Source organism: Histidinibacterium aquaticum (genome assembly GCF_008710275.1).
Lineage (GTDB): Bacteria > Pseudomonadota > Alphaproteobacteria > Rhodobacterales > Rhodobacteraceae > Oceanicola > Oceanicola aquaticus.
The window spans coordinates 114,182-125,509 of sequence record NZ_VYQE01000003.1 but is presented as its reverse complement, the minus strand read 5'-3'; the positions used below and the strand labels follow the sequence as shown (position 1 = coordinate 125,509).

Genomic DNA, 11,328 nt, shown 5'->3' with positions numbered 1-11,328 from the left:
AGACACGACGGAGCGGAGAGCCAGCCGATGACCATCCTCGAACCGCGCGACCTGCATCTCATCCAGGAGACCGGGAACCCTCTTGCCGGACCCGACCCGGCCCGGGAGGATTTCGCCGCGCTGGCCGCGGCGCGCGACCGCGACGTCGCGGAGATCGCGCGGCTGCGGATGCTGCTGAGCGACCTCGACGCCCGGCTTCCGGCCCTCACCGCCGAGCGCAACGAGCACCGGCTCAGGGCCGACCGCGCGTCCGGCGAGGCGGAGAAGGCGCTCAAGCGTGAAAGGGCGAGGGTCCGGGACTTGGAACGTCAGGTGGAAGAGCTGCTGACCTCACGCCGCTGGCGGGCGGGAGAGGCGGTCTCGCGGGTGGTTCACCTGCTGACGTTCGGCCTCCTGAGTCCGCGCCGTCGCCGCTGAGCGGCTCTTGGCTGGCAGAGGCCGCTGGCAGGATCCGGACGGCCTCAGCGTCATTGGGCAGTTTCGAGCGAGAGTGCGGGCCCCCGCTCTGAATCGGCAACTCCCTCTTGAGGGAATTGAGGTGGGGAGGGCGCATCGCCGGCAAGACGTGGCAGTCCTCCGGCCCGATGCAACCCGGACCGGAGTGCAGTGCTGGAAGGGAATGCACCGGCCTCCGTCGGGGCATTCGCGCCCGCGCGGCCCTCCGAGGGCGGCGTCAGCTTCGCCGTTCGCCGGTCAGGCGGCGGGGCGGCCCTGCTGCCGGTCCTCGGCGCCGGCGGAGGGTGCGCTTCCCGTCCAGGAGACGCCTCGGAAGATGCGGTCGGGCTCGATGCGGTCGCGGTAGGTCCGGACCACCTTCATCATCCGGTCCATTTCCTCGCCGGTCAGGGGCGTGGGATGCAGGCCGAGCTCCAGCAGCCCGGTGTGGGCCGGATTGTAGTAGTGCTCCTCCATCTCCTTGCGCGGATTGGGGAGGGTGCGGACTCCGACGTCGAGCCCCAGGCGGGCGCCCGAGGCCCGGACCCGCTCGGCGAGATCGTTGACCGAGAAGGTCTCCACGAACTGGTTGAAGACGCGCAGCTCTCCCCCGGCCGCCGGGGTCTCGACGGCGAGGCGGACGCATTGCAGGGCGTCGCGCATGTGCAGGTAGCCGCGGGTCTGGCCGCCCTTGCCGTAGACGGTGAGCGGGTAGCCCGCCACGGCCTGCACCATGAAACGGTTGAGGACCGTGCCGAAGACCTCGTCGTAATTGAGGAAGGAGTAGAGCCTCGGCTCGCCCGCGTTCTCCTCGGTCTCCAGCCCGTAGACCGGACCCTGCATCAGGTCGGTGACCCGCAGGCCCCAGGCGCGGACGTAGAACCACAGCAGATCCGTATCGAGCACCTTGGTCGTGTGGTAGAGAGAGCCCGCGGCGCGGGGGAAGAGGAAGCGGTCGCTGCGGCCCTTGTGCTCGATCTCGATCCAGCCTTCCTCGATATCGATGTTCGGCGTGCCGTATTCGCCCATGGTCCCGAGCTTTACGAGGTGCGCGTCGGGGGCGAACTCTCGCATGGCATGGATCACGTTGAAGGTGACGCCGAGGTTGTTCTTCAGCGTGAGGTCCGCCGAGGCGCGGTCGATCATCGAGTAGGGGGCCGAGGGCTGTTCGGCGTAGTGGATCACGGTGTCGGGCCGGACCTCCTCGAAGAGCGCGGCCATGACGGACCAGTCCTGCAGGTCGCCGATGCGCACCTCGACGCGGTGACCGGAGTGCGCCTCCCAGAGGCGCGCGCGCTCGTCGAGCGTGGGGACGGGAAAGAGCGCCTCGTTGTCGGTCTGCAGCATGAGGCGGCGGCGGAGGTAATTGTCGGCGACCGTGACCTCGTGGCCAGCCGCGGAGAGGTGCATCGCGGTGGGCCAGCCGATGTAGCCGTCGCCGCCGAGGATCAGGACCCGCATCACGCCACCGCCAGTCTGGAGGGCGCGGCGAGGCCCGCGCGCAGGTCTTCGGGGAGGACGCCGGGGCGCAGGAGCATCTCCTCGATCCCGGCCTCGGAAAGAGGCGTCTCCCGGCTGGAGTGGTAGACCCGGCGGGTCGGCACGGCGTCGAGGCCCGGCCAGTCCACCGCCTCTGGCGCGGTGGCGCGGCCCGGCGGCACCACGATGAGGAAGTCGCCGGCCTCGCAGAGCCGCTCGGCCTCCTCCTCGGTGCTGAGTTCCTCGTAGAGCTTCTCGCCCGGGCGGGGGCCGGTCTCGCGCAGCTCGATCTCCGTCGGCTTGTAGCCGTGGAGGGGTGCGAGCATGCGGATCATCACGCGGGCGAGGTCGGCGATGCGCAGGACCGGCATCTTGGTCACGAAGATCTCGCCGCCCAGGGCGTGACCCAGGCTCTCGATCACGAGGCCCGCGGCCTCGTCCATGGTCATGACGAAGCGCGTCATCCGGGCGTCGGTCAGGGTCACCGGACCGCCGCGGGCGATCTGGTCGCAGAAGAGCGGCAGCACAGACCCGCTGGAGCCCAGCACGTTGCCGAAGCGGGTGCTGGCGAAGACGGTTCGGGCGCCGGGGCCGGGCAGGGCGTCCATTGCGGTGAAGAGCCGCTCGCCCAGCAGCTTCGACGTGCCCATGACGTTGGTCGGGTTCACCGCCTTGTCGGACGAGGTGAAGACGACCTTCTTCAGGCCCGCCTCCATCGCCGTGCGGCCGACCATCTCCGCCCCGTCGATATTGGTGCGCAGGGCGGCGAAGGGGCTCCGCTCGCAGGAGGGGACGTGTTTCAGCGCGGCGAGGTGAAAGCCGTAGTCCATCCCCGCGAAGGTGCGCCGCATTTCGCGCGCATCGGTGACGTCGCAAAGATAGACCTCCGCCCGCGGATCGTCGCGCAGCTCCTGCTCCATCTCGAAGAGGGCGCCCTCGTCGTTGTCGAGGATCCGGACCCGGCGGGCGCCACCGGCGAGGAGGTGGCGGACGATGTGCCGGCCGACCGAACCCACGCCGCCGGTCACCACGACGCTGCTGCCGGCGAGGCCCGTCGGGGGCGGTGAGACCATGTTCATGCGCATATCCCTTCGCTTGCTTTGCCAATGGGTAGGCGCATCGGGTGAAGAATTTCCTAAGTGGTGGATGGCGCGTCAGGGTGGGCCGCCGCCTTGAACCCGCGCGCGTTTCGGCGGAAGAGAGGGCGCAAACAGGAGGACTTCCATGACTCAATCCCCCCCGTTCCGCGCCGATCACGTCGGCAGCCTGCTGCGCCCGCAGGGCGTGAAGGAAGCCCGCCGCAAGTTCTACGAGGAAAAGTCGATCGGGGCCGAGGAACTCGCCGCCGCCGAGGACGCCGCGATCCGTGATCTCGTCGCCATGCAGGAGGGCGTGGGCCTTCCGGTCGTCACCGATGGCGAGCAGCGCCGGTCCTGGTGGCATTACGACTTCATGGGCATGCTCAAGGGCATGGACATCGTGGAGCAGGAGGGCTCCGGTCTCCAGTTCACCGGCGTGACCACGAAGCCCAAGGCCCTGGTGGTCAGCGAGCCGATCGACTTTCCCGAGGATCACCCGATGCTCGGCCACTACAAGTTCCTGGCCGAGACCACCAAGGTCACGCCGAAGATCTCGATCCCGGGCCCGAGCTGCTGCCACTACCGGCTCGACCCCGCGAACACGCATGTCGAGGCCTACCGCGAGGACATCGGCACCTACTTCGACGACCTGATCAAGACCTACCGCAAGGCCGTCCATGCCTTCTACGACGCGGGCTGCCGGTACCTGCAGATGGACGACATCTTCTACGCCTACCTCTGCGACCCGAAGATCCGCGAGGAGTGGAAGGAGAAGGGCACCGATCCGGACTGGCTGATCGGCGAATACGCCCGGATGATGCGCGAGGCGATCGCGGACCGGCCGGAGGACATGACCATCGGCATGCACATGTGCCGGGGCAACTTCCGCTCCACCTTCGTGGCTTCGGGCGGCTACGATCCGGCGGCGGAGGCGATCTTCTCCACCGGCATCGACGTCTTCTTCATGGAGTACGACACCGACCGCGCCGGCGGGCTGGAGCCGCTGCGTCTGCTGCCGAAGGGCAAGCAGCGGGTCATGCCGGGCTTCATCACCACGAAGACGCCGGAGCTGGAGTCGATGGACCAGCTCAAGCGGCTCTTCGACGAGGCCTCGCAGTACGTCGATCTCGACCAGCTCGGGATCGCGCCGCAGTGCGGGTTCTCCTCGACCGAGGAGGGCAACGAGGTCACCGAGGACGATCAGAAGCGCAAGCTGGAGCTGGTGGTGAAGACCGCCGAGGAGATCTGGGGCACGGTCTGAGGACGGCTCCCTCCGGGATACGAAAAAGGGGGCGTCCAAATTTGGACGCCCCCTTATCTTTTTGAAATGACGTAATTATCGCGGCAGGGGCGCCTAGTCCTTCTTGCCGTTGGAGACCACGTCCTCGAGGTTCACGCCGACGCTGTCGCCTAGCCGTTTCATGGCCGGCAGGCTCACGGCCATGTCTAGGATCGCGTTGACCGTCTGATCGACCGGGGAGCTCGGGCGCTCGCCGGACGAGCCGCCGCGGTCGAGGCCGGAGATGTGGTTGATCGAGATGCCGCTGATCTTCTCGGCGGGCTTGACCATCTCGCCCACGATGGCGGGCAGGGCGGCGAGGCGGGCCTTTTCCAGCTCCATGGAGACCAGCGCCTCGGAGCGGGTGTTCTCGGCGGCGATGCGCGCGCCCTCGGCCTCGGCCTCGGCGAGGCGCTCGAGCTTGCGGGTCTCCGCGGCCTCGCGCTTGATCGTGCTCTGGATCTTGGCGACCTCCTGGTCGGACTTGGCCTTGCGCCCGGCGCGGGTGGCCTCGGCCTCGGCGTCCTGTTCGGCGGCGAGCAGCGCGAGGCGCTTGCGGCGGTCGGCCTCGGCCATCTGACGGAGCGTCTGGAGCTCTTCCTCGGCCTGCACCAGGGCGGCGCGGGCGGAGGTCGCCTCGGCCTTCGCCTTCGTTTCCTCCTGGCTCTTGGCGGAGGTCTGGATGGTCTTCTCCTGCTCGGCGATCTCCAGCGCGCGGAGCTGGGCGATCTCGGCCTCCTTGATCGCGAGCTCGCGCTCGATGTTGGCCGACTGGATCTGCTGTTCCATGCGGATGCGGGCCTGGGCCGCCTCCTGTTCGGCCTCCGCCTTGCGGCGGGCGACCTCGGTGAGCTGCGAGGCGAGCAGCAGCTCGATCTCCTGGGTCTGGGCGATCTCGGCGCGGCGCTGCTCGAGTTCGATGTCGAGCTTGCGGCGGTTGCTCTCGACCTCGGCCCGGCGGACGGCGACCTGGCTTTCGCCCTCGATCTCGGCGCGTTCCTTCTTCGACTTGGCGATGACCTCGGCGAGCTTGCGCATGCCGACAGCGTTGAAGGCGTTGTTCTCGTCGAGCGCGTGGAACGGCGTCTGGTCGAGGGCCGTGAGCGAAACGCTGTCGAGCTGCAAGCCGTAGCGCGAGAGCGTGTCGGTCAGGGCCTCGCGGACCTCGCGGACGAACTCCGAGCGGTTCTCGTGCAGCTCGTCCATGGTCATCTGGGCGGCGACCGAGCGCAGGGCGTCGATCATCATCCCGTCGATCAGGTCCTTGAGCTGGTCGGGCTGGAAGGTCCGGCGTCCCAGCGTCTGCGAGGCGCGGGTGATGGCGTCGGGCTCGGGGATGACGGAGGCGTAGAACTCGGCGCCCACGTCGATCCGCAGCCGGTCCCGGGTGATGAGCGAGCTGTCGCCCGAGCGCGAGACGTGCATCCGGATGGTCTGCATGTTCACGCGGGAGATCTCGTGGAAGAAGGGCAGGGCGAGGACGCCTCCGTCGGCCACGACCTTGCGGCCGCCGACCCCGGTGCGCACGAGCGCCACCTCGTTGGTCGCGCGTTCGTAGAACCACGCGGCGAGTGCGATCGCCGCGGCGGCGACGACCAGGATGAGAATGATCCAGCCCAGGGCGCTCATGTGTCTGTCCTCCGGTCGAGGGGGTGGTTGGAATGGATAGGAGCGGCGAGATGAGGGCGTCGGCCGCACCGCGGGGTGGCCGGAACGGCCGCCCCGTGGGGGCGGTGCGGCCGTCGCCCGGCCAGGGGCCGGGCGTGCGCGTCGACCGGACCGCTGCCGGACGGCATCTGCCGGACCTCGCCCCGCATCAGAACACCGGCGGGAAGTGACGCCCGCCGCGGTCGAGGGTGATCCAGCGCAGCTCGGTGAAGGCGTCGAGCGACCAGCGGCCGCCGTAACGGCCCACGCCCGAGGCCTTGACCCCGCCGAAGGGGACATGCGGTTCGTCGTTGATGTTCTGGCAGTTGACGTGGGCGATGCCGGTCTCGAGCCGCTGGGCGATGCCCAGGGCGCGGGCCTCGTCGCGGCTCCAGACCGCGCCGGTCAGGCCGTACTCGGTGTCGTTGTTGAGCGCGATCGCCTCGTCGTCCGTCCGGAAGGGCGCGGCGATCACCACGGGGCCGAAGGTCTCGTCGTGCCAGATGTCCATCGAGCTGTCGACGCCGGTCAGCACCGTGGGCTCGACGAAGTTGTCCCAGGCGTTGCCGCCCAGTTCCAGCCGCGCGCCCTTCGATACCGCATCGTCGATCAGCGCCTTCACCCGCACCGCCTGGCGGGTGTTCACCAGCGGGCCGATGACGTTGTCCTTGTCGTCGGTATGTCCGGTCCGGAGCTTCTTGGCGCGGGCGAGGAAGCGGGACATGAAGTCCTCCCAGACGTTCTCGTGGACCAGCAGCTTCTCGGTCGACATGCAGACCTGCCCCTGGTGCATGAAGCTGCCGAAGTTCGCGGCGCGGGCGGCGGCCTCGAGGTCGGCGTCCTCCAGCACGATCATGCTGTCCTTGCCGCCGAGCTCCACGCAGGCCTTCTTCAGGTGCGCGCCGCACTTGGCGGCGATGTGGCGGCCCACGGCGGTGGAGCCGGTGAAGCTCACCGCCTTCACGTCGGGGTTCTCGATCATCTCGTCGCCCACCGCGCCCACGCTCTCGCGCGAGCAGGTGACGACGTTGAAGACGCCGGGCGGGATGCCGGCCTCCTCGAGGATCTCGGCGAAGTAGAGCCCGCCTGCGTAGGGCGTGTCCTCGGAGGGCTTCAGGACCACGGTGTTCCCCGCCGCCAGCGCGGCGGCGAAGCCGCGGGAGGTGAGGATCCCCGGCATGTTCCAGGGCGAGATCACTGAGACGACGCCCAACGGGAAGCGGGTCGCCATCATGAACTTGCCGTGCTCGGAGGGCAGGACCTCGCCGATGTTCTGGTAGCAGAGCGCGGCGGCGGAGCGGAACACTTCGCCCACGTAGCCCGCCTCGAACATGCCCTTGCCGAACCAGCCGCCGCCCTCCTGCACGGCGGCGGCGACGAAGTCGTCCTTCCGCCGCTCCCAGACGTCGGCGATGCGGTGGAGCGCGTGGGCCCGGTGATGGAAAGGCTGGGCCGACCACTCGGGGAAGGCCTGCTTGGCGGCGGCGATGGCCTTCCTCACGTCATCGGGCGAGCCGTCGGGGATACGGGCGTAGACCGAATTGTCGGACGGGTTGAGGTCGTCGAAGGTCCGCGCCGCGGGAGTCCAGCTCCCGCCGATGTACATGCCGCGGATCGAGGGGGACGTCTTGGCCTGGTCGAGCATCTGTCACCTCCGGGGTGGGTTGGATGGGGCGGGCCGCCAGCTTTCGGCCCGGCGTGCGGCGCCCTCGATCTCGTCGAGGACGGATTTCAGCCGGTCGGCGGAAGAGCCGAGGTCGGGCATGGGGATCTCCGGCGCCCGGGGGCGCTGCGGCATGGGCGGGCGGTCGGGCACCGTGGGCAGGCGACCCGAGCCGTTGGCCGGCGCGGCGCGGCGGCTGGAGGTCTGTGCGGCGCGGCCGACGATGTCGCCGATCTCCACGCCGAGGACGTCGCTGGCGCTCTTGCGGTCGCCGGCTGGTGCAGGCGCCGGGCGCGGGGGCGCGGGTTGGGGACGCTGTGCCGCGCCGTTCGCTGCGGCCGGCTTCGGGGCGGGCGCGGGCTCCGGCGCGGCGGGGCGCGCGGGGCGAGAGGCGACGGATTTCACCGCCTGCGCGGCGATGTCGGAGGGCGAGGGGCGGTTGGCGGGCATGGTCGGTACGGGGCGCTCTGCGGGGTGTGGGCTGGCCGGGGCGGGCTTCGGCGCGGGCTTGGCGGCCGCGCCGCCGAGGTAGGCGCGCTGCACGGCGGGGTCGGTCAGGAGCTCCTGCGCCGGGGCCTCGTGGGTGATCTCGCCGGTATCCAGCAGGTAGCCCCGGTCGGCGATGGCGAGGCTCGCGCGGGCGTTCTGTTCCACCAGCAGCAGGCCGAGACCGGCCTCGCGCACGGTGCGGAGCGTCTTGAAGAGGTCCTTGGACAGCAGCGGCGAGAGCCCCAGCGAGGGTTCGTCGAGGGCGAGGATCGAGGGGTTCGACATCATGGCCCGGCCGATCGCGACCATCTGCTGCTCGCCGCCCGACATGGTGCGGGCGACTTGCCGCCGCCGCTCGCCGAGCTTGGGGAAGAGCGTCATCACCCTGTCGAGGCTCGCGCGCTGCTCGTCGCGGGCGCGGTCGGCGTAGGCGCCGAGGGTGAGGTTCTCCTCCACCGTCATATCGGGAAAGATGCCGCGGCCCTCGGGGACCAGCGCGATCCCGGCCTCGACGATCCGGTGCGGCGGCTGGCCCACGAGGTCCTCGCCCTCGAGCAGGGCCTCGCCGGTCACGCGGCCCTCGCAGACGCCGCAGATCGCCTTGAGCAGCGTCGTCTTGCCCGCGCCGTTGGCGCCGAGGATGACGACGATCTCGCCCCGGTCGACGCGCAGCGCGGCCTCGTGCAGCGCCCGGTGCTGGCCGTAGCTGACGGACAGGTTGCGGACGTCAAGCATGGGCCGGCTCCTCCACGCCGAGGTAGGCCTCGATCACGCCGGGGTCGTTCAGCACCTCCTCGGTCTCGCCCTCGGCGATCTTCGAGCCCGAGGACATGACCACGCAGCGGTCGCAGAGCGAGCGGATCGCGTCCATGACGTGCTCCACCAGGATGATCGTGCGGCCCTCATCCCGCAGGCGGCGGATGAGGGCGATGCCCTCCTCCAGCTCGGTCGGGTTGAGCCCGGCGAGCCACTCGTCGAGCAGCAGCACCTTGGGCTCTCCGGCGAGCGTCCGGGCCAGTTCGACCCGCTTGGTGTCGATGTAGGTGAGCGACCCCACCGGCGCCTGCGCCCGGCGGGAGAGGCCCACGAGGTCGAGCACGCGCATCGCCTGCGCCTCGGCATCGTGGCCCCAGCGGCGGCGGTGGCCGAAGACGGCGCCCGCCATGACGTTTTCCAGCACAGTCATCGAGGGCAGGAGCCGCACCAGCTGGAAGGTCCGGGCCACGCCGCGCCGGGCGATGTCCTGCGCGGGCAGGCCGGAGATCACCGAGCCGCGCAGCGAGATCGTCCCGGCGGTGGGCGGCAGCGCGCCGGAGATCAGGTTGAGCGTCGTGGACTTGCCCGAGCCGTTGGGGCCGATCAGCCCCAGCACCTCGTGCTCGGCCACGTCGAAGTCGAGCTCGTTGACGGCCACGAGGCCGCCGAAGCGCTTGGTCGCGCCGCGGAGGGAGAGCACCGGCGTCATGCGAAGGCCCCCCGGCGCGAGACCCGGCCGCGGGCCTCCTCGATCAGCCCGACGAAGCCGCGCGGCAGCAGGTAGACGATGACGAGGAACGACAGGCCCAGAAGCAGCGTCGTCTGGTTCGGGAAGGTGCCGGAGATCGCCTCCCAGAGGAAGGTGAAGGGGATGACGCCGACCACCGGGCCCCAGAGCCGGCCGGTGCCGCCCAGAAGCGCCATGATCACCACCTGGAACGAGAGCATGGGCGTGAAGGCGATGGCGGGCTCGATGTAGACGTAGCGCGGGGCGAGGATCGCGCCGGTCACGGCGGCCACCGCGCCGGGGATCATGAAGAGCAGCACCTTCACCCGAGCGGTGTGGATGCCGGAGTGCCGCGCGACCTCCTCGTCGTCGCCGAGGATGCGGACGGCGAAGCCCAGCCGCGAGCGCCAGATCAGGAAGCCCGCGAGGAAGACCAGCGCCGAGAGGCCGGTGAGCTGCCAGTAGATGTGCTCCTCGGTGATCGAGGTGAGGACGTAGAGCCCCTTGGCCCCGCTCACGTTCTGGCCCCAGGTGATGATCTGCCGGACGAGCTCGGCGAGGCCCAGCGTGAAGATCACGAAGTAGACGCCCGAGAGCCGCAGGGTGGCGACGCCCACGAGGGCGGCGAGGACCGCGCCGATCACTGCGGCGATGGGCAGGGTCAGCCAGTAGGGCATGTACTCGATGCCGATCCCCGTGGTGTAGGTCCCGATCCCGAAGAACGCCGCCGTGGCGAGAGAGATGTAGTGCGTGGGTCCCGAGAAGAGCGCCCAGCTCGTGGCGAGCGCGGTGTACATGGCGATGGTGACGCCGATGCTCAGGAAGTAGGAATCCGAGGCCAGCGGCAGCAGGGCCGCCAGCGCGAAGAGGAGGACGCCGATGGTGACGCCGCGGCGGTCCCTGGCGGTCATGTCCGGGCCCTCCCCAGCAGGCCCTGCGGGCGCAGCAGCAGGATCAGGATGAAGAGCAGGTAGGCGGCGGCCAGCGTCAGGCCGGGGTCGATCAGGGTGGCCACGAAGGTCTCGAGGATGCCCAGCAGGACGGCGGCCAGGATCGTGCCGCGGATGTCGCCCACACCGCCCATGATGACGATGATCAGCGCCTTGAGCGTGAAGATCACGCCCGTGGAGGCGTCGAGCGTCAGGAAGCTCGAGACCAGCGCGCCGCCCACCGCGGTCACCGCGCCGCCGAGGGCGAAGGCCCGGGCCGAGAGGCTGGGCACATCGATGCCCACCAGCCGCGCGCTGTCGGGCGAGACGGCGATGGCGCGCACCGACATGCCCGCGCGGCTGCGGTAGAGCCAGATCCAGAGCGCGCCGCAGAGCAGGACGGCAGCGGCGAAGGCGACCACGCGGTTGAGACCGTAGGTCTCGCCGATGAACTGCACCGGCTGCGCGAGGTAGGAGTAGGAGAAGTAGTCGCCCCCGAAGAGCGCGAGCATCACGCCCACGCCGACGAAGGACAGGCCGAAGGTCGTCAGGATCGCGTCGACCTCGAGCTGGCCGCGCGACTTGGCGCGTTTCACCAGGGGCCGCAGGACGACGACGTAGATCAGCCAGTTCAGGGCGAAGGCCAGGGGCGCCACGACGAAGATTGTCAGCAGCGGGCTCACCTGGCTGGAGGTCCAGAACCAGAAGGCGCCGAAACCGCCCGCGACGAGGGTCTCGCCGTTGGCGAGGTTCATGATGCGGGCCATGCCGTATTGCAGGTTCAGCCCCGTCGCGATGAGCGCGTAGGTGCCGCCGAGCAGCAGTCCGGTGAAGATGATGTCCAT

Annotated in this window: 10 protein-coding genes; 2 read left to right on the top strand and 8 right to left on the bottom strand. The window is 69.9% G+C overall.

The annotated features are described in order from the left end of the window. Positions 1–27 precede the first annotated feature (27 nt). Complete coding sequence (locus F3S47_RS10150) at positions 28–417, top strand: hypothetical protein (RefSeq protein WP_150445160.1); 390 nt, start codon at positions 28–30, stop codon at positions 415–417. Positions 418–693: 276 nt separating this feature from the next. Here F3S47_RS10150 and F3S47_RS10145 read toward each other — a convergent pair whose 3' ends face one another. Together F3S47_RS10145 and F3S47_RS10140 are read right to left on the bottom strand one after the other, a co-directional pair. After that, the gene (locus F3S47_RS10145; RefSeq protein WP_150445159.1) at positions 694–1,896 is read right to left on the bottom strand and encodes an NAD-dependent epimerase/dehydratase family protein; all 1,203 of its coding nucleotides are present in this window, start codon (positions 1,894–1,896) and stop codon (positions 694–696) included. Further along, a complete protein-coding gene (locus F3S47_RS10140; protein WP_191090149.1) occupies positions 1,896–2,993 on the bottom strand; it encodes an SDR family NAD(P)-dependent oxidoreductase in 1,098 nt (365 codons plus the stop codon). The genes F3S47_RS10145 and F3S47_RS10140 overlap by 1 nt, the downstream gene beginning before the upstream one ends. Before the next feature lie 145 nt (positions 2,994–3,138). On the opposite strand from F3S47_RS10140, the gene F3S47_RS10135 reads away from it, so the two are divergent. Then, entirely contained in the window at positions 3,139–4,254 is a 1,116-nt protein-coding gene (locus F3S47_RS10135) for a 5-methyltetrahydropteroyltriglutamate--homocysteine S-methyltransferase (protein ID WP_150445157.1), read from the top strand. 93 nt (positions 4,255–4,347) lie between these two features. On the opposite strand, the gene F3S47_RS10130 is transcribed toward F3S47_RS10135, so the two are convergent. The 6 genes from F3S47_RS10130 to F3S47_RS10105 form a co-directional block, all read right to left on the bottom strand. Then, a complete protein-coding gene (locus F3S47_RS10130) occupies positions 4,348–5,901 on the bottom strand; it encodes a flotillin family protein (RefSeq protein WP_150445156.1) in 1,554 nt (517 codons plus the stop codon). 187 nt (positions 5,902–6,088) lie between these two features. Then, a complete protein-coding gene (locus F3S47_RS10125) occupies positions 6,089–7,564 on the bottom strand; it encodes an aldehyde dehydrogenase family protein (RefSeq protein WP_150445155.1) in 1,476 nt (491 codons plus the stop codon). Positions 7,565–7,567: 3 nt separating this feature from the next. Continuing rightward, positions 7,568–8,806 (bottom strand): ABC transporter ATP-binding protein, encoded by a 1,239-nt coding sequence (locus tag F3S47_RS10120; RefSeq protein ID WP_150445154.1) that lies wholly within the window; start codon positions 8,804–8,806, stop codon positions 7,568–7,570. Continuing rightward, on the bottom strand, positions 8,799–9,536 hold the full coding sequence (locus tag F3S47_RS10115; protein WP_150445153.1) for an ABC transporter ATP-binding protein: 738 nt from the start codon (positions 9,534–9,536) through the stop codon (positions 8,799–8,801). Before F3S47_RS10115 ends, F3S47_RS10120 begins: the two co-directional genes overlap by 8 nt. Beyond that, a complete protein-coding gene (locus tag F3S47_RS10110) occupies positions 9,533–10,465 on the bottom strand; it encodes a branched-chain amino acid ABC transporter permease (RefSeq protein WP_150445152.1) in 933 nt (310 codons plus the stop codon). The genes F3S47_RS10115 and F3S47_RS10110 overlap by 4 nt, the downstream gene beginning before the upstream one ends. Next, the gene (locus F3S47_RS10105) at positions 10,462–11,328 is read right to left on the bottom strand and encodes a branched-chain amino acid ABC transporter permease (protein ID WP_150445151.1); all 867 of its coding nucleotides are present in this window, start codon (positions 11,326–11,328) and stop codon (positions 10,462–10,464) included. Before F3S47_RS10105 ends, F3S47_RS10110 begins: the two co-directional genes overlap by 4 nt.